At 45.9% G+C, this 18,758-nt stretch carries 16 protein-coding genes; 12 read left to right on the top strand and 4 right to left on the bottom strand.

The features are described 5' to 3' along the window. Positions 1-76 precede the first annotated feature (76 nt). Entirely contained in the window at positions 77-2,725 is a 2,649-nt protein-coding gene (gene mprF / locus SK066_RS12725; protein ID WP_320541770.1) for a bifunctional lysylphosphatidylglycerol flippase/synthetase MprF, read from the bottom strand. 900 nt (positions 2,726-3,625) lie between these two features. On the opposite strand from mprF, the gene SK066_RS12720 reads away from it, so the two are divergent. Together SK066_RS12720 and SK066_RS12715 are read left to right on the top strand one after the other, a co-directional pair. After that, a complete protein-coding gene (locus tag SK066_RS12720; RefSeq protein WP_320541769.1) occupies positions 3,626-4,552 on the top strand; it encodes a cellulose binding domain-containing protein in 927 nt (308 codons plus the stop codon). A 335-nt stretch (positions 4,553-4,887) separates the two neighbouring features. Continuing rightward, positions 4,888-5,754 carry a VOC family protein gene (locus SK066_RS12715; protein ID WP_320541768.1) on the top strand — a complete coding sequence of 289 codons (867 nt, stop codon included), beginning with the start codon at positions 4,888-4,890 and terminating at the stop codon, positions 5,752-5,754. Positions 5,755-5,849: 95 nt separating this feature from the next. Here the strand turns inward: SK066_RS12715 and SK066_RS12710 are convergent, their stop codons facing one another. Continuing rightward, complete coding sequence (locus tag SK066_RS12710; RefSeq protein WP_320541767.1) at positions 5,850-6,278, bottom strand: DUF4190 domain-containing protein; 429 nt, start codon at positions 6,276-6,278, stop codon at positions 5,850-5,852. Positions 6,279-6,546: 268 nt separating this feature from the next. Continuing rightward, positions 6,547-7,002 (bottom strand): IDEAL domain-containing protein, encoded by a 456-nt coding sequence (locus SK066_RS12705; RefSeq protein WP_188774836.1) that lies wholly within the window; start codon positions 7,000-7,002, stop codon positions 6,547-6,549. Positions 7,003-7,243: 241 nt separating this feature from the next. Here SK066_RS12705 and SK066_RS12700 point away from each other — a divergent pair, with 241 nt between their 5' ends. The 9 genes from SK066_RS12700 to SK066_RS12660 all read left to right on the top strand — a co-directional run bounded on the left by SK066_RS12700 (position 7,244) and on the right by SK066_RS12660 (position 15,927). Continuing rightward, positions 7,244-7,753 (top strand): mismatch-specific DNA-glycosylase, encoded by a 510-nt coding sequence (locus tag SK066_RS12700; protein WP_320541766.1) that lies wholly within the window; start codon positions 7,244-7,246, stop codon positions 7,751-7,753. A 240-nt stretch (positions 7,754-7,993) separates the two neighbouring features. Continuing rightward, the gene (locus tag SK066_RS12695) at positions 7,994-8,581 is read left to right on the top strand and encodes a TetR/AcrR family transcriptional regulator (protein ID WP_188774834.1); all 588 of its coding nucleotides are present in this window, start codon (positions 7,994-7,996) and stop codon (positions 8,579-8,581) included. Between the two features lie 75 nt (positions 8,582-8,656). After that, positions 8,657-10,138, top strand: a complete 1,482-nt coding sequence (locus SK066_RS12690; RefSeq protein ID WP_320544876.1) for an MDR family MFS transporter — start codon at positions 8,657-8,659, stop codon at positions 10,136-10,138. Positions 10,139-10,795: 657 nt separating this feature from the next. After that, on the top strand, positions 10,796-11,413 hold the full coding sequence (locus SK066_RS12685) for a flavin reductase family protein (RefSeq protein WP_188774833.1): 618 nt from the start codon (positions 10,796-10,798) through the stop codon (positions 11,411-11,413). Between the two features lie 52 nt (positions 11,414-11,465). Beyond that, entirely contained in the window at positions 11,466-12,275 is an 810-nt protein-coding gene (locus SK066_RS12680; RefSeq protein WP_320541765.1) for a uroporphyrinogen-III synthase, read from the top strand. Between the two features lie 277 nt (positions 12,276-12,552). Then, positions 12,553-13,494, top strand: a complete 942-nt coding sequence (locus SK066_RS12675) for an oxidoreductase (protein ID WP_320541764.1) — start codon at positions 12,553-12,555, stop codon at positions 13,492-13,494. A gap of 188 nt (positions 13,495-13,682) precedes the next feature. Then, entirely contained in the window at positions 13,683-14,492 is an 810-nt protein-coding gene (thiD, locus tag SK066_RS12670) for a bifunctional hydroxymethylpyrimidine kinase/phosphomethylpyrimidine kinase (RefSeq protein WP_188774830.1), read from the top strand. Between the two features lie 43 nt (positions 14,493-14,535). Then, positions 14,536-15,204 (top strand): hypothetical protein, encoded by a 669-nt coding sequence (locus SK066_RS12665; RefSeq protein ID WP_320541763.1) that lies wholly within the window; start codon positions 14,536-14,538, stop codon positions 15,202-15,204. Positions 15,205-15,642: 438 nt separating this feature from the next. Beyond that, entirely contained in the window at positions 15,643-15,927 is a 285-nt protein-coding gene (locus SK066_RS12660) for an HPr family phosphocarrier protein (RefSeq protein WP_188774828.1), read from the top strand. Positions 15,928-16,217: 290 nt separating this feature from the next. Here SK066_RS12660 and SK066_RS12655 read toward each other — a convergent pair whose 3' ends face one another. Beyond that, complete coding sequence (locus SK066_RS12655) at positions 16,218-17,087, bottom strand: helix-turn-helix transcriptional regulator (protein ID WP_320541762.1); 870 nt, start codon at positions 17,085-17,087, stop codon at positions 16,218-16,220. A gap of 256 nt (positions 17,088-17,343) precedes the next feature. Between SK066_RS12655 and SK066_RS12650 the strand changes: the two genes are divergently transcribed. Beyond that, positions 17,344-18,597 (top strand): ABC transporter substrate-binding protein, encoded by a 1,254-nt coding sequence (locus tag SK066_RS12650; protein ID WP_320541761.1) that lies wholly within the window; start codon positions 17,344-17,346, stop codon positions 18,595-18,597. Positions 18,598-18,758 lie beyond the last annotated feature (161 nt).

Here is an 18,758-nt window from a genome sequence, read left to right as displayed (position 1 = left end):
ACAGTACATTTTTGAAGCCATTCGACTTCGTTGCGCTATTTAAGAAGTGCTGATGCCAACATTAATCTTTCATCTATCAGCTCGGCACTTCTACCGTAGCTGGACGACGTGAGACGAGACGTACTAGATCAATCGTAAGGATAGGCAGTGGCATGCCGGCAGGATAGGCAAGATAGCGTGCTTCCCATTCGGGTGAGAACTTCTCCTTGTAACGCCGTAAGCCTTCAAATCCGTACCAGTGACCTCCATATTGGAAGACGAGTCGTGCTAGTTTTTCCTCACGGTGAGCATTAGCATTTTCACCTACACTGGATAGTGGCGACATGCCTAAGTTAAAGAAGGCATAGCCATTCTCCTTTGCCCATTCAATCAGACGGACAAACAGTACATCCATCGTGCCATTCGGCGTTTCATTCAGGTGACGCATCAGATCAATCGAGATGACTTGATTGTTATCGTAGGCGGGTGCGAGTGTAGCGAAGGCAAGAATACGTCCTTCGGCTTCACGAAGCAGGGCAATAGGAGCCTGCTGAATATAGGATTCCTTGAACCAGCCGAGTGAATATGCCTTTTCCTTACGATCGCCGAGCCATTCATCTGATATCATGCGTAGCTCATTCAATAGCTCAGCCGAGAAAGGGGGCTGTAGCACTTCAAATTGCTGTCCTTCACGCTCTGATTTGTTTTTCGCTGTTCGCAAACCTTGATTGCTCTTGCCGGATAATGTGAACTTATCGAGCGGTACGAGCGCCTCTTCACCAAGCTTGAAGAAGTTATAGCCATTCTCATGATAAATAGATAGATATTCTGGCGATGCCTGATAAAATACAGCAGTCAGTGCGTAATGATCCGCATATCGCTGGAATTCCTGAATAGCTTCTCCAACAAGCGATTTGTCTCCAATCGGATCACCCAGTACTACGAGCTTATCACGTACACGCGAGTACGGAATTAGAACTCGATCTTCCTGCGCCCAGTAAAAGAATTTATCACCTAGATAGAGTAGATGTGAGAGCAGATTACCGTTCTCCTGCTTCAAAAACTCACGTAGCTTCTCCAGCTCGGCTGCATCTGGCAAATGCTCCACATGACGATTCGGACGCAATGCGAAAATAGCGGCGAGCAGAACGAGTGCGCTAATAAAAGCGATCACTGCGGTGACTGCATATTCATGCGGATTCAGGAACCATTCCTGCGCCCGTGCTGGAAGATGGCGTAGCAGCTTAGGATGAATCTGCGCACCGACGAGATAGTATGATAGCGATGAGATGAATGCCAGCACGACCCAGATTCCAACGCTGCGTGATGACAGGCTGGCACTTTCACGATTAAAGCGAGCACGTGACACCCATAAAATGACGGCGACTACAAGTAGAATAATCGCTTCTTCATAGTCAAAGCCCTTCGCAAAGGTAAACACAGCACCCGCTACAAGCAGACCGGCTGTCCAGATAAAAGCACGACGAATGCGAAGTGAAATACCACGCGATACAACAATCAGCATAATCCCGATTACAACGGATAGCTGTTCCGAGAAGCGCATTAACGGTAGAGACAATATATTTTCCATAAAACGAAGGCGATTAATCAGTCCTGGCGTAGCAGCAGACAGCAGCAGGATGATCCCGCTCGCTAGCACGAGCTTACCAAGCGCCCATGCACCCAGATCACCGAGCAAGCCAAACTGTGACGGCCAGCCCCAGAATTTGATCCAGGCGTTGCGTGATGAATCGACTCCGTTTGTAATCATATCTTTCATTTGATGACGACTCGGGCTAATCTCGAAGGCAGCGAGTACGAGTCCGACCAGCCACGGGATTAAGAAGTAAAAAATACGGAATAGCAATAATGCAGTAATCGCAGGTGTAGCATCAATGCCTAGCGTCTGCAAGCCGAGCAGCGCGGTCAGGTCAAATGCACCGATTCCACCCGGAGCCATACTAATAATACCGGCGATAGCAGCAACGATATACACACCAATTACCGAGGCAAATGGCAGATGCTCCAGATCATGATACACGATCAGCCAGAACAGCACAGCCGCGCATGCCCACTCCAAAAAGGAAGCGATCACCGAAGCAATGACGACATTCCATGGCAACTTGCCCTCGCCCTTATGGAACCATTTTGCAAATAAGGAAGAACGCTGCATGAGCAAAAAGAATGGCAAGTACAGTGATATGCCCCATACAGCCCAGCGCAACCATGGATGTGCATCAAATAATGGTTCAGCAGGAAACACACCGATAATAACGAGCCAGCCGAGCAATGATAATCCGACCAGAATGATCGGTGACAGGAACAGTACAGCAGAACCCATCGTTTTGATCGGCACGCCGCTCTTTTTGTACAAGATGGCGCGCAGCCCAACCCCGGTCAAGCCCGCAAAACCGATCATATTGTTAAACGTATTGGCAATCCACGCATAACGAAACGTTGCTTTCCAGTCTACATCAAGCTTGAACTGGCGACGCAGCAAATAGTCGTACGCACTCATCGCAGCTACCGCAATAAAAGCAACAAGTGAGATTTCCACGATTGCTGACACCGGCATGCGACGTAGCTCAAAAAACACTCTAGCCACATTGATATGCTGGATTTCCTTACGTCCTTGAATAAAGATAATGACTAGAATCACGAGGGGGATCAGTATTTTAATAATTCGCGCCCTGAACAGGGCAGTGAGTAATTGCAGTATTTTCAGCTTGCGCAGCGATTCTCTCATGAGTGTATAAACTCCACCTTTGTCGATATAATTAGCAATTAGGCTGATAGCTTCAAGCTTGAATTAAGTATTCTTTTATATGCGGCTTACAAGTATGAACTCGATTCTGATTCAACATCCTTGCTTATCGCTATGTTCGTATTCAGTCATTATAGTACGGAACAATCCAGTACAATGTTCCAGCTGTGCGGTAAATCATAGTATCTCTGTAAAATAAATTGTATGAACTATTCAGATACTACATCGGTCATTTTCAAGCCAATCATTATGAAAATGACAAAAAAACGTAATTTCTACTTTTGCTGCTAGCGATATAAATCTGTAATTTCAAGACAGCTAACAAGATACTATAACAATGCCAGAAGGATGCTTTAACCTCTTACCTATTGTATACCATCCTGTGGGGTAATTTAAATCTACGGTTTATAGCAGAATGGACAAGCTTAGCCTAATAATACATGCTCTATCATACGGGACGACGCTCGTTTATTGGATACATTTATGTAACAAATGCGTGATATTCTTCAAACATAAGGCTGGTGCGCATAATTATAGGTCTAATATGTAGATTATAGAATAGAGCTTAGGTCTAAAGGAATTGCCTGCGTGAATGCGATTGCAACTTCAAGGCTATCTGCAACTGATGACAAAAATGTTATAATTTAAGCTTGGTAAGTGTTTTATTTGCAACATTACTGTTTAATAATCCATCAAATGGCTCACCAATGAACGCTTTAGCACTCGTTATAACGCGTTCAAACAGTAATGAATGCACAAAAAGGAGGGACAACGAGCACAACCGCACATAGAGGTTTTGAGCCGAATACTTAACAGCATGATTAACATCAAAATGCAGTACATGTATTCCACCACACAAATATACGGAGGTTGATGATGAACATGGTACATTGGTCCAAGAAAGCTTCAGCAGTACTTGCAATTTCGATTTTGACAGCGGGAAGTAGCCTGCTGGCAGCACCAAATGCACACGCAGCAATTGAAACGAATCAGGTGATGAACGATATTACATGGGATAATACATCTGCACCTGCTGCTCCTGATCAAGTAGCTGCACGCGCTGGCTCTAATCAGGTCGTTTTGACATGGGCGCCTGTACAAAACGCTTCCAGCTACGAAGTACGCCGTTATGATGTTGTGAACAATACGTATAATAGTGTACAAAATAACACCTATGCAATGCTGAGCACAGGCATTACCGATGCGATGTTTACAGACACTACAGTAATGAATGGTAAAGTATACGGTTATGTGGTGAACGCTGTTATGGCAAATGGTCAAAAGACACAGATGTCCATGCCAGCAATTGCTGCACCAACAGAGCAATCTGCGAACGTGAAGCAATCGCTCGTGCTGCAATCCCGCATTAACGGTAGCGGCTCCAACACGATCAACCCAACGATCAACATTCTGAATACAGGTACACAAGATGTGAACCTGAGCGACATTCGTGTACGTTACTACTTCACTGGTGGTACAGGACTGAGTGCAAAGAATGTATCTCTTAACAACGTGCCATTCAATTCGAGAAACGTAGAAGCGCATATCGTTAACATGCAGCAGCCACAATCGGGTGCAGATAGCTATGTTGAGCTGTTGTTCAATGCAGAAGCAGGCGTGATCCCAGCTGGCGGTGAAAGTGGTAACATGACATTTACCGTTCAAAGAACATCCGGTAGTGTAAGCTCTGACTACTCTTATGGCAATGATACAGCGATGGCTGATAACGCTAAAATCGTTGTATACTATCAGGGCGGCCCAGTTTGGGGTAATGATCCAGGCGTAAAAGAAAACGATCCGATGAACTAATCAGCTACATGTCTGTAGGCTACATTGCCTGACATGTGCATATACGAATGACAGAAGGATCATTCACTACATTATATGGTGTAGTGAATGATCCTTCGTTGTACATAAGTTATATACACGTTATACATACAAAAGCCTCTCATTTGCTTTGGCAGATGAAGAGGCTTTTGTTATTTCAGCTATTAGCTCCTGTTGGCTCCGCTATTAAAATAATTCGCTATTGTATAGCTTGCTCCTTATCAATATTTTACACTTGAATAGTTACTTACAAAATGTTATTATACTTATAAATAATAACTAATACTAAAATTTAATTAGTGAAAGGAAACTATCTTATGAATACTTCGGTTATTAATCCTGCTCTTGAAATTGGTCTTGTTAGCATTAAGGTTAGCCAGCTAGAGCGTTCACTTGCTTATTATACAGAGGTGATCGGCTTACAGGTGTTGCGTCAGAACGCTACTATGGCAGAGCTGTCAGCGGACGGACAGACTACACTGCTGATCATTCAAGAGATCGAGAATGCTACGATTCCTCGTCGTCAATCTGTTGCAGGGCTGTATCACTTTGCGATTTTGCTACCGGATCGTACAAGTCTCGGACTGGCGCTACGTAATCTGGTGGAGCATCGTCAAAACATCGGACAGGGCGATCATCTGGTGAGTGAGGCACTATATCTGTATGATCCTGATAATAACGGAATTGAAATCTATGCAGACCGCCCACGTTCGACATGGCAGAAGGATGAGCGCGGACAGTACATTATGGGTACGGAGCCTGTTGATGTAGAAAGCTTGCTGGAGCTGGCAGAAGGACAGACATGGAACGGATTGCCTGCGGGTACGAAGATTGGTCATGTGCATTTCCATGTATCCAGTCTCGATGAAGCTCGCAAATTCTATGTAGACACACTGGGCTTTGAAATTGTGTTAACAGATGATCGCTCCGTCTTGTTTATCTCGGCGGGTGGATATCATCATCATATGGGCTTGAATATATGGGCTGGGGCTGGAGCTCCCAAGGCACCAGCTAATGCGACAGGCATTGATTACTACACACTGCAAATGCCAGACCAAATGGCAATACAGGAAGTGGCGGATCGTGTGAAGGCTGCGGGACTGTCGATGCAATATGATGGACAAGAGCTGTGGATCACCGATCCATCGCATATTCGTATCCGCTTCTATGTGCCACAGGCATAAGCCATAACGATACAAAAGAGGACAGCATGCGATGCATGCTGTCCTCTTCTTGTGGGTAATGCTATTTTGGGTAATACTACAGGATACAGGGTAGATCAGTAAAAATCAGAATTGCTATCTTGCTGGAGTGTAGGCTCCCAGTAGTCTGCTCCATTGTTGGAGTAATCCTGTAAGGAGACACCGATAATGACAACGATAAAGACAACGAATAGGACGTGAAGTAGCACTCCAATAATCCCGCATACAAGTCCACCGACTGCCATATTTTTGCCGTTCATATGCGTTTGCTGAATCTCCTTAAATGCTAGAATCGCAAAAATGATCGCGAGTATGCCGATAATAGCACCAAAGCCGGGCAAGAAGAAGATCGAGGCAATGGAAGCGACGCCGAGTACAAGGGCTGCAATAGCCTTCCCGTTGTTCGGACGGTACGCATAAGGATCATAAGGATTCTGATAACCGTAAGGCGGCTGTGAGCCATACGGAGGTTGAGAGTGGTGTGGGGGTTGATTAGGGTCCATCATGGATTCCTCCTTAATTATATATGTATAGAGTGCCCGGGGGCTTAAGGCTGTATACTATGTATTCAACCATCTTTTATATCATAGCAACAATTTTTCAGAAAAGCATCGAAATTTGTGCAGAAGGTTGAATGAAAAAGGACTGCCTCATGTCGCTTATGAACGATGAGACAGCCCTTTAATGACGAATGGAGCGTATACGATGGTGCAGAGCTGAACGAATACAATCGAGATCAGCTTCAACTAAGAGCAAAATGAAGATGCAATAAGATTACAGAGAGCTTGGTAATGGACGCGTCATATTCAGGTACATTTGAGTGAGCTCGTCGAACCACTCTTTATCCTTGATAACGAGTGCAAGGTCGATCAGTGCTTTCAACTGCTCGGCTTCCAGTGTAACATGATCCTGGAAGGAGATTTCTGCGGTTGCGGATACTGTACCGTCTACGTCTTGCTTCATAAATACGCGGATCGTGCTATCCATATATTCCTGTCTGAGGAAGTAGATAACCTCGCTCATCAGAATTGGACGAGAGTGTGTAGGGTATACACAATCCATTACTTTTACCCAGTAGTGTTTATTGGTCAGCTCGACTTCGCCTTCATTGTTTACCAGGCGGCTATCTGCTTCAATATGATATTGCAATTCCATCGTTTGTACTGGGAAATTGCGATTAAGTTGTTTATGAAGGACAGCATAAATTTGCTTTTCATTTAATTTAATCATGCTAATCATTCCTTTGCTAATGTTCTCGTTTAATGGTGAAGGTCATATTCATGTGTTGTGCCTGTTCAAGGCTCTGTAGGTTGTCGGGTGACGATGCTCGAAAAGTAGAAATATACTTGATTGATAAAGTATATCGGTCTATAGTCATGTTTTTTGTATAGTGGTTTTGTCGAAATAGATAAAAAAATGGTAACGATATGGATAGAACTATGTTATATCGTACGCGAAAGGAGCAAAATACGTGCCAGCTATACCCGATCATTTGCAGCAGCAACTAAATATTTTATTTGTCGGTTTTAATCCAAGTCTTCGTTCAGGGGAGGTAGGTCATCATTATGCCAATCCACGCAATCGTTTCTGGCAAATTCTATATCGCTCAGGACTGACTCCGCGTCTGTATCATCCGGAGGAGGATGGTGATCTACTGGAGCTAGGCTATGGCTTTACTAACATTGTGTCACGTCCTACACGGGGCATTGATGATATTTTGCCGGAGGAATATGCAGAAGGGCGGATCGAGCTGCGTGAGAAGCTGGAGCAGTATCGTCCCCGTATCGCCTGCTTTGTTGGCAAGGGAGTATATACAAAGTACAGCAAGCGTCCTCAGGCACCGTGGGGATTTCAATCTCCATCGACGACAGAGGATGTAGTGGAGTTTGTCGCACCGTCATCCAGCGGGTTAGTTCGTATGCCGCTGGATGATATTATCGATATTTATCGTGAATTGCGTATATATGCAAATAGCGAATAAGTCCATAGCACGCTTGAATAAATTGCAGGCTACATTTAATGCTGGGCTAACAATGGAAGCTTATGATATGGCTTGCAGTAAAGGTTCATTTTTTTGTTGATGCAATATTTTAAATTGTAGATGAATTGACATTCTGTTCATTTCGCGTTTTAATTATATAGACCAATCGTTATAATTGTTGTGGACGGATGTAATTGTAGTAGCAACACCGATGGAATATGCGTTAAAGGAGTGGTTTCATTGGGCGAGAAGTCCAATGCTAAGGAACAAATTGTAAATACAGCGGCACGTTTATTTTTCTCACAGGGATATCATGCGACCGGACTTAGCCAGATCATTAAGGAAAGTGATACGCCGAAGGGCTCACTGTATCATTATTTTCCTGAAGGTAAGGAAGAACTGGCGCTTGTATGTATTGAGAAGGCCAATCTGCATGTGATGGACAAGTTTCGCGAGACCTTTTCTCAAAATGAGACAACTGGGGATGCGATCTATGATTTTGTATATCATATGGCGATTGAGACGGAGCAATCCGGATATACAGGGTTCATCCCGTTTAGCTTCTGGGCATCGGTCGAAGCGTCCTGTATCAGTGATCGATTGCGACACGCTTGCCAAGAGGTGTTTGCAGGCTGGCAACAGATTATTGCGGGACAGCTATTGCAAGAAGGTGCAGATGAGGAAGCAGCAGAGAATGCTGCCATTTTGACATTATCGATGATGGAAGGTGCACTCATCATTAGTCTGACCAATCAGAATAACAAGCCATTACTGACGGCTGCACAATATTTATCCAATGTAATGAAGACGGTGCAACGTCGCGGCTAAACTGTGCCTGTGTTAGACAGCATATACTACACATAGAGAAAGACAATCAAGGAGGATGGGAAAGTGGATGCGTCCATGAATCAAGGTTCTGCTGAGAACCAGCAAGAAACAAAGCAATACAAGGTGTTACCCATTTTATTTGCTATGCTGCTAAGTGGTTTTATCGGGTTGTTCGGTGAAACGGCACTCAATGTAGCCATCACGCCACTGATGACGCTGCTACAGGTTGGCCCAACAACGATTCAATGGCTGACAACGGGCTATCTGCTCGTGATGGGTATTCTCGTTCCGGTATCGGGTCTGCTGCTGCAATGGTTCACAACGCGGCAACTGTTTACAACGTCGCTCCTGTTCTCGATTGCAGGAACTATCGTTGCGGCGATGTCCCCTACATTTGAAGTGTTGATGATTGCTCGTCTGTTGCAGGCGGTAGGTACAGCCTTGCTGCTGCCACTGATGTTTAACACGATTCTCGTTATTTTCCCGGTCGAAAAGCGTGGCTCGGCGATGGGTCTGATCGGGCTTGTCATTATGTTCGCTCCGGCAGCAGGCCCAGCGATCTCCGGTCTGATTCTGGCGAATTTGTCCTGGCACTTTATTTTCTGGATTTCACTGCCGTTCTTTATTATCTCGCTCGTATTCGGTCTGCGCTTCCTACCGAATATCTCCAAGCTGACAAAGCCGAAAATTGACGTGCTGTCGATCGTGCTGTCTACACTTGGCTTTGGCGGTATCGTATACGGATTCAGTAGTGCAGGTGGGCATGGTGCCAGCGGAAGTGGCTGGAGTAGCCCGATCGTAATTGCTACGCTCGCGATTGGTGTCATTTCGCTCGCATTGTTCAGTATCCGTCAATTGCGGATGGAGCAGCCGATGATTGATCTGCGTGCATTCCGTTATCCAATGTTCACGATTGGTCTGTTGCTCGTATTCATCTGTATGATGGTGATTCTGTCTTCAATGCTGATTCTGCCGATGTATCTACAGCAGGGGATGGCACTGAGCGCGCTGACAGCGGGTCTGGTGCTGTTGCCAGGCAGTCTGCTTAACGGCTTCCTGTCTCCAGTTATGGGCCGTCTATTTGATAAATTCGGTCCGAAATGGCTCGTTACGATCGGTCTGGTTGTCGTGGCAGCAGTGTTGTTCCTGTATACGAACATTCACTCCACTACACCGATTGCCGTCATCGTTACGCTGCATATTTTCATGATGGTCGGTATCTCGATGATTATGATGCCTGCCCAGACGAATGGTCTGAACCAGCTGCCAAGTCATTTTTATCCACATGGTACAGCGATCATGAACACATTGCAGCAGGTTGCCGGTGCGATTGGTACAGCGCTGGCGGTTAGTATTCTGAGTGCTGGTCAGAGCGGTTATTTGAGCAGTGTGGCTGATCCATCAAGCACAACGAATCAGCTCGCAGCCTTCACGACAGGTGTACAGCATGCGTTTGTATTTGCGATGATTCTAGCTGTAGTAGGCTTGCTGTGCTCGATCTTTATCAAGCGTGTGCGGGTTGGTAAGCAAGCAGGTACACAGGGTTCTGCACATTAAATTAAGCTTGAAGTACGAGTGAAGATTGAAGTGTGAATGAAGAGTATAGTATGAATAGAGATTGATTCGTATAAAGATATTATCTTTGTGAATTAGAGATATAGCCTTGACAGGACATGCCGTGCATTGCAGATGATCGTATCTGTAATGCACGGCATTTTATTTTGCTAAAATGGATGTGGCAGTATGAGTATACGGTTATACGTGTTCTCCCAGGTGAGCATACGATGATCTATGCTTTTAGTCTTCGCGATCAGGTATGATGTAGCTATCAGCTGTTATGTAGTTATTAAGTGTTATGTAAATGAAGGAAGCTGATTATGTTCCGTTAGCTGCTTTTGGCTTGGAGCCTTAATGCATACAGTGTTATCTGTTATGATGCTAAACTGCTATGGCATCGACTTTTATGAAAGACAAAATTTTGGTATGCTACGGCGTATACATGGCTGAATAGTAGGTATAGCGAGTCATCATAGCGTCGTCTATTACAAGAGTCTATTACAGCGCAGTGCATCTCCTGAGAAGCAAGCGCAGCAGCAACACAGACGGTAAGCTTGCTAGATCAGAGTGGACATATTTGTAGATGAACAGGTTTAACAGGATCGATAGGATCGAATCCAGCTTTACACTATCGAACGATTACAGGAGGCGTATATGATGATTACCATTGATCCGCAAGCTATTTCTAATATTCAAAATTATAAGCTGGTTACCGGTGCGGTCATACCACGCCCGATTGCCTGGGTGAGTACATTAACAGATAATGGTGTACTGAATATAGCGCCATTTAGTTATTTTAATATTGTTGCTTCTGATCCGCCGATTGTATCGGTATCGGTGGCACGTCGTGAGGGACAGATGAAGGATACAGCGCGTAATGCCATAGCAAGCGGTGAGCTAGTTATCCATATCGTTAGCGAGCACTTGACCGAGGAAATGAACCATACAGGCGCTACACTTCCGCCAGAGCAGAGCGAGCTAGAGCTAACTAATCTGACCACTGTACCGAGTGATCGCGTAGCTGTACCAGGCATTCGTGAAGCGCTGGTACGATTTGAATGCAAGCTGGAGCAGCATATTCCGATTAAAAATGATGCGGGCGATGTGTCAAATGATCTGCTACTGGCACGAATCATATGTTATCATTTTGATGAAAAAGTGGTGGACGCTGAGAAGTTCTATGTACATGCGAATGAGCTTAAGCCTGTCGCACGTATTGCCGGTAATGAGTATGCGCGTTTGACCGATCCATTTGTCGTTGAACGTCCGCTCTGATCGGCACGGCTTCCACACCGTATAGCGCTATAGAGATCGAGGGGGAGAAGGCGTGTCCAAACCGTTAGAAGGCAAAACTATCGTTATCGCTGGCTCACGTAAGCTGGATGAGATGAGTGCATTAATTGAGCGTCAGGGCGGAACGGCGATTGTTCGTTCCTTACAAGGAATGACGATGTTCAAGGAGGAAGAGATTCAGCAGGAGCTACGTATGCTCATACAACATCCTCCCGATTGGATGATATTCACAACGGGGATTGGTACAACTGCATTATTTGCAGCTGCTGATCGGTTAGGTATGGGCGATGAGTTCCGTGCTGCCATTCGTGGAGCACGTCTGGCGATTCGTGGCTACAAAACCTATAATGCACTCAAGGCGGAGAATCTGGCTCCAGATGTGCGCGATTCAGATGGAACGGTACGCGGATTGGAAGAACAGCTAGAGGAGGTCAATCTGGTTGGTGCTCGTATCTGGGTACAGCTGCATGGAGAGCCTGCACCGGAGTTGGTTCAATTTCTTAAAGACAAAGGTGCACAGGATGTACATACGCTGTTGCCTTATCTGAATATTCCACCCGAGCAAGCCACACTGGAGCAGCTTTATAACGAGATTCAGCAGGCGCGCATCGCTGCGATCTGCTTCACAACGGCGGTACAGGTACGTAATCTATTCGCTTATGTGCGTACGCTTGGTGAGGAGCAGTCGCTACGAGAACAGTTACATGATACTGTACTGGCGGTCTCGGTAGGTAAGGTCACTTCCGAAGCACTGGAGCAGGAGGGCGTGACACGTATTGTTGCACCGGAAAATGAACGTATGGGTGCGATGATTATCGAAATGGCTCGTTATTATGAACAGTAATTCATATCGAAAACAGCAGTCCATACAGGGCTGCTGTTTTTTATCATACTGAATAAAAGAGTGCTCTCGGCGTCAGAATGGTTATTGCGTAGAGATGGAAGTATAATGGGTAATATTACTATTGGAGCAGGTCAGCTGGTTAGCAGATAAGCCTGTAATCCAACCAAAGAGAATGCGATACGTGCATACTCGATCCGAATTAGTGAAATTAGCAATACAGCAATAAAGCAATACAGTGATTGCACTCTATATTATGGAATGGACAGGAGAGGATATCATGTACAAGCAATGGACAGCGGATATGATCCCGGATTTAACGGATAAACGAATCGTCATTACAGGTGGGAGTGGGGGTCTTGGACTGGAAACAGCACGGGCACTTGTCGCTCATCATGCGAATGTCGTTCTAGCTGTGCGTAATCTGGAAAAGGGTTATCAGGCGGCGGCTGGGCTGCTGCGTGAGTATCCGCAAGCTCGCGTAGAAGTCATGCAGCTGGATCTGGCTGATCTGCAAAGCGTACGTGCCTTTAGTGAAACGTTCTTGCAGCGTTATACATCGCTTGATGTGCTTATCAATAATGCAGGCGTTATGGTTCCACCGTTCAGCCGCACCAAGGATGGCTTTGAGCTGCAATTTGGCAGTAATCATCTCGGTCATTTTGCCTTAACAGGATTGTTATTGCCAGTACTGCTGGATACACCGTCCTCACGCATTGTGACACTGAGCAGTATTGCTGCACGAAGCGGATATATTTATTTTAACAATCTGAATGCACAGATCGGTTATAGTGCGATGAAGTTCTATGGACAGAGTAAGCTTGCCAATCTATTATTCGCCCGGGAGCTGCAAAAGCGTCTACAGGAAACAGGTGCTTCCACGATCAGTATTGCCGCCCATCCAGGTGTCTCCAATACGAATCTGATCTCACGCGGCTCAGGCAAGCAGGCAGGTAAGGCGGCGAGTTTTGTATGGGGATTGTTAAGTCAGCCAGCCGATATGGGTGCATTGCCAACCCTGTATGCGGCGGTTGAGCCTTCACTGCGTGGCGGTGAATATATTGGACCAGATGGTAAAGGCAGCCGTAAAGGCTATCCGCATCTGGATCGCTCATTTGAGCACAAATACAATGATTCCACAGCTTCCAAGCTATGGCGAGTATCAGAAGAGATGACTGGCGTGCAATTTCCGTTCCGTCAGCCTGAAGCGGTACAGGAGTAAGAAGCTGGAAAATTGAAGCAAAATGAGATGAAGTGTTGAAGCAGGACAAAATCATGCATTTTGGTAGCTTATCCTCATAGGCCGTGACGATTGTATGAAACTCCATTGGATTTTCATGAAAAATGTATATTCTCATGTCATGTTATGTTAAAATGAGACTATCATTGATGCGAAGGAGAATCACACCCATGACTATACCCAAAACGTTAACGATAGCTGGCTCGGATACGAGCGGCGGTGCAGGTATACAAGCAGATCTGAAAACCTTTCAGGAGCTAGGCGTGTACGGGATGACCGTACTGACGACCATCGTGGCGATGGAGCCGAAAACCTGGAATCATCAGGTATTTCCGGTTGATCTGGGCGTTGTGGAGGCACAATTGCGTACCGTAATGGAAGGTATCGGCTTTGATGCAGTGAAAACAGGCATGCTCGGTTCGGTAGAAATTATCGAGCTGGCTGCTAACTATCTCAAGCGTTTCCCACTGAACCGTATCGTTATCGATCCGGTAATGGTGTGCAAAGGTACGGACGAAGTGCTGCAACCAGAAAATACCGAAGCGATGCTGGAGCTGCTTATTCCTGGTGCGGATCTGGTTACGCCAAACCTATTCGAGGCTTCACAGCTTGCGAAAACGGCTCCGATTCGTACAGAAGAGCAGATGAAGGAAGCAGCGGTGCGTATCTATGAGCGTGGCGCGAAGCATGTGCTGATCAAAACTCGCGGTAAAGTAAAAGAAGGCAAAGCGCTGGATCTGCTGTACGATGGCAAAAACTTTGACTGGTTCGAAGTCGATGCGATTGCGACAGAATTCACACATGGTGCTGGCTGCACCACATCCGCAGCTGTAACTGCTGGTCTTGCCAAAGGACTGACAGTCAAAGAAGCGTATGGTGAAGCGAAAAACTTCATTACCCAGGCGATTGCGAACGGCTTCCGTCTGAATGAATTTGTAGGTCCTACACTGCACGCTGCACATCGTTTGCAGCTCAGCTAACATCTCAGGCACAGACGAAAGCCGCCAGAGTGGAGGAACATCAATGAATCGCGTATCAAAATGGATGCTAGGAGCAGGTCTGGCGAGTATGCTTGTACTCGTCACTGCCTGCTCGTCGGGGAGCTCTCAGACGCCTGCTCCTTCTACACAGCAGCCCGCAGCAGAGGATAATTCCTCCTCTGAGGCTACAGGCGCTGGTGGAACAGGCACGATGAATCCAGAGTCATCTGATAGCAACACAGGTACAGGCTCAAGTGAAAGTAATGAAGGAGCAACTGATGCTACGGGCAGTACGCCTGCACCTGCGCAGGGCTCCGACTCATCCGGTTCGACAGGTGGTAGCACGGGGACAGGCTCTGAGCCTAGCAACAATGCAGATCCTGAGCTAACACCACAGACGACCGAATTGAAAATTAGTACCGTACAGCAGGGCCCTGGCCAACTGTTCATCCGTGTAGAGGAGATGCCGAAAGGCTATGGTGTTAGCAATATGGAGTGGGAATCTCCGGGCTACAACGAATCTGCTACCTTTGATCAGGCTGTACAAAATGGAAAGAACGGCAAGGATGGTTTTTTTGCAAGCAGTGATCAGCGTAATTTCGGTTTTATTTATAGTGGAAGCCACAGTGGACAAGCAGGTAAACTGACGCTTACGCTGCGTAATAGCAGTGGAGACGAATTGACCTGGTATGATAATGTGCTCTTGCAGTAAATAAAATGAGTACCATGCTTAGCGAAAAACAGCCTCTGCGCTTACACGGGCAGGGGCTTTGTGCTGCCCGGTGATGCAGTATTTCTGTTAAAACAGTGGGGCTACAGGATAACATTTCCATATTCGTGCCTGTAGGCTACACATTTTCAAAAAAAATTAAAATTTAAACGTAAAGTCGTGGAAAATGGGTTGAAATTAGACGGTTGAAAAGAGTATCATTTGGCGTAAAACAAAGTAAATGATATCAATAGCGAGCTTGTTGAATGCAAAGCAGTTCAGTATGGAAGCAGTCCCCGTACGCTGGTGTTGTCGGTCGTGCGCTGTAGTGCCGTAATATGGAACGACGATCATTTTTGGATCATTCAACAGGCTGAATAGGATTTCACACCATGAGTAAGATCATCCCATTATGCCACCATGAGAAAGGATATGAACAAAATGAGAGTACATCAAATTACAGTTCCTAACAATCTTGACCGCGCACACCTGCTGCGTATTGCTACTGAATCTTCCCGCTTTGCTGCGGACATCCGCATCGCCTTCGGCCCAGACGAAAGTCGCCGCGAGGTTGACGTGAAAAGTCTGCTCGGCATGATGCTGACGATCATTCACTCCGGCACTGAGGTTACCCTGACAACACGCGGTAAAGACGAGCTGGAAGCACTGGAATATGTACAGGCGCTGTTCGAGCAAGCGGTTATTGAGCCGAGTGCAAGCCTGTAATAGGCGTGATTTGTACATTTTCTGTATAGATAAACTTACGATCGTATATACCTTGAATTCGTGAGTTGCTCAGACATTTTTTGAGTTAGTTTGAATACCAAAAAGCCCTCTAAACGATCCTTTTGCTGTCAGTACAGCATGAAGCGTTTGGAGGGCTTTTTATATTGAATTAGTTGTGAAAGCGTTGCTGAGTTTGCCGTATTCCATACACTATAACGAGTATATCCAAATAAGAAATAACATTGCACCGTTCGTATACACACTAGCGAATAAATTTAAGATTACGCTTATTAGCTGAATTGCATTCGATACCGCTTCGGTGTAAAGCTGCTGTACTTTTTAAACGCTTTGGAAAAGGAGAATACGTCAGGATATCCTATCGCATAAGCGATCTCAGCAAGCGAGTCGCTCGTTTCGAGCAATAAACGACGTGCCTTTTCCATTTTGAGGCTGCGAATGTATTCGGCAGGGGGCACCTTGTACATTTGATGAAATTGCTTGCTAAAATGAGTGCGATGGATACCGACATGCTCGGCTACATGGTTAACGGTGATGCTTTTGTGATAATGGGCGTGGATATAATCCATCGCTTCCTCCATCCAGCCGGTATGCCGTTTATGTTCCGTATGATCGGTTCGGCTGTCGCTGCACTGGCAGAGCAGACCAAACATTTTATAGAGCATTTCCATTCGCCGTAATTCAGAGCTGAAGGTATCAGGCTCGTGTTTTGTGTTTAATATGGTAGTGTAGCAATGTAGCAAGCAATCAAACAATTCATTGCTTAGCTCGCTATAGCCCTCGTGCATCCCGCTTTGTCGAACGAGCAGGTCAGCCTGAGCGCCGTTGAAGCCGATAAAAAAGGTTTCCAGTGGGTCATCTGTATTGTTAATATATTCTAAAGTGCTGTGGGAGGGCACGCACCATACGTTATTTTTGCCTAATACATAATTTTGTCCGTTTTTAATAATCATGCCATCCTGACGGGTAGCGACCCAGAAAGTGGTGCTATTCGCCGAAAAAATACGCCGTGTATCAGGATTAAGCAGATATCGACCTGCCTGTGTTACCGTAAGACCGCCAGCCTGTGCAAACGAGGAAGGAGTAGTACGGAAGCGTTCGCTGCGCTCATATTCGGTAATGATCGTAATGTCTTTTGCCATAGGCAAGCTATCATCCTTTCATGTGTGCTTACAGTTTCCATTATACAACACGTTTTGACAAATAAAAAACAATACATATTGACATTGTTTGATATTCTTAAAATTTGCTATGATTTAAATCACGGTATTCCTACTAACTTAATGGGAATAGGCTCGCGGAAATTGACGTTTGTCCGGCTCGTGTTAGAACCGGTTCGCTTGACGAAGCTCTGGAGCTTTTGCCCGATTTGATGCTAACCAAAATGGAGGATAGATCATGAAAACAATCACAGCAAAATGGGCAATGTTGCTCGCTATCGTACTTCTGGTATCCGGGGTGCTGGCAGCGTGTGGCGGCTCGAATCAAGCCGCAGACGGAAAGGTTACAATTAGCTTTCTTCACTGGCGTGGCGAAGATACGCAGGCATTCCAGCAGATTATCGCTGACTTTGAAAAGCAAAATCCGAACATTAAGGTGGATATGCAGACCTTAACGTCTGATCAATATCAGACCACGGCACAGGCGAAGCTGACAGATGGCTCGGTAGGTGATGTATTTGCTTCCTTCCCGGGTGCACAGTTTGCCGCATTATCCAAAGCAGGTCTGTTTACCGACCTGAGCAGTGAATCGTTTGTGAAAAACTACAATGCAAGCCTGATCGACGCAGGTAAGCAGGATGGTAAGCAGCTTGCTCTGCCTTATCAGCTTGTGTACAATCAGCCGATCTACAACAAGGCTATTTTTGCAAAATATAATCTGACACCGCCGAAGGATTGGGATGGATTCCTGAAGCTGTGCCAGACATTGAAAGATAACGGTATCATTCCAATCGCATTTGCAGGTGGCGATATCGGTCCGGGTCAGCTGATGAATACAATGGTAATGAACAATGAGCCAAGTGAGGATATTTTCACCAAGGTAGAGGCTGGGCAGGCGAAGCTTACCGACGAGTTCTGGGTGAAAACACTGTCGCAGTTCAAAGAGCTGAATGACAAAGGCTTCTTCCAGCCAAACTCACTCGGTACGAAGGATGCTGCGGCAGGCGCACTGTTTATTCAGGGCAAAGCAGCGATGCTGGCAAGTGGTTCTTACCAGCTGACACAAAATGCGAAGCAAAATCCTGAGCTACAGCAGGGTCTGCTGGCACCGATCACCGTAGCTGCGGATCAAGCGAAATATGAAGGCGTGCATACAAGCACATTCATGCTCGCAGTGAACAGTCGCTCCAAGCATCCAGAGGAAGCGAAAAAGTTCCTCGCTTACCTCAGCCAGCCAGAGGTTGCTGCCCAATATGCGAATGCAACCGGACAGAACGTAACACTGAATGATGTAAAATACGATAGTCCTGAGCTGAAAATTGTACAGGAATGGGCAGATAAGAAAACGATCTTCCAGCCACGCTTTACGATCCTAAAGGCTGAAAACCAGAAGGCAGTTACAAACTCCATTCAGGCTGTACTGGGCGGTGCAACACCAGAGCAGGCAGCACAGGATGCACAGGCAATTATCGATCAGCAGGTCGGTAAATAAGCAGATTCAGATGTAAGACAGATAAAGAAGCTCGATCATCCAGCAATTCCTGCAGGAAGCTGATGATCAACAGGATAGCAACAGTGAACGCCGGACATGTGATTCTCTGCATGTCCGGCGCTAGCTGTAACAAGATGAAGTAAAGGGATACGGTAACGCTT

Origin of the sequence: Paenibacillus hunanensis (assembly GCF_034055775.1) — a bacterium.
In the GTDB taxonomy this organism is placed as follows: Bacteria; Bacillota; Bacilli; order Paenibacillales; family Paenibacillaceae; genus Saccharibacillus; species Saccharibacillus hunanensis.
This window is presented reverse-complemented; position numbering and strand designations above follow the sequence as displayed.

Excerpts from the sequence above, each read along its gene's own strand:
- SK066_RS12690 (WP_320544876.1), top strand. The coding sequence starts at position 8,657 with ATGAATCAAGGTTCTGCTGAGAACCAGCAAGAAACAAAGCAATACAAG.
- SK066_RS12650 (WP_320541761.1), top strand. The coding sequence starts at position 17,344 with ATGAAAACAATCACAGCAAAATGGGCAATGTTGCTCGCTATCGTACTT.
- mprF (WP_320541770.1), bottom strand. The coding sequence starts at position 2,725 with ATGAGAGAATCGCTGCGCAAGCTGAAAATACTGCAATTACTCACTGCC.
- SK066_RS12675 (WP_320541764.1), top strand. The coding sequence starts at position 12,553 with ATGTACAAGCAATGGACAGCGGATATGATCCCGGATTTAACGGATAAA.
- SK066_RS12720 (WP_320541769.1), top strand. The coding sequence starts at position 3,626 with ATGGTACATTGGTCCAAGAAAGCTTCAGCAGTACTTGCAATTTCGATT.
- SK066_RS12710 (WP_320541767.1), bottom strand. The coding sequence starts at position 6,278 with ATGATGGACCCTAATCAACCCCCACACCACTCTCAACCTCCGTATGGC.
- SK066_RS12655 (WP_320541762.1), bottom strand. The coding sequence starts at position 17,087 with ATGGCAAAAGACATTACGATCATTACCGAATATGAGCGCAGCGAACGC.
- SK066_RS12705 (WP_188774836.1), bottom strand. The coding sequence starts at position 7,002 with ATGATTAAATTAAATGAAAAGCAAATTTATGCTGTCCTTCATAAACAA.
- thiD (WP_188774830.1), top strand. The coding sequence starts at position 13,683 with ATGACTATACCCAAAACGTTAACGATAGCTGGCTCGGATACGAGCGGC.
- SK066_RS12715 (WP_320541768.1), top strand. The coding sequence starts at position 4,888 with ATGAATACTTCGGTTATTAATCCTGCTCTTGAAATTGGTCTTGTTAGC.
- SK066_RS12665 (WP_320541763.1), top strand. The coding sequence starts at position 14,536 with ATGAATCGCGTATCAAAATGGATGCTAGGAGCAGGTCTGGCGAGTATG.
- SK066_RS12660 (WP_188774828.1), top strand. The coding sequence starts at position 15,643 with ATGAGAGTACATCAAATTACAGTTCCTAACAATCTTGACCGCGCACAC.
- SK066_RS12685 (WP_188774833.1), top strand. The coding sequence starts at position 10,796 with ATGATTACCATTGATCCGCAAGCTATTTCTAATATTCAAAATTATAAG.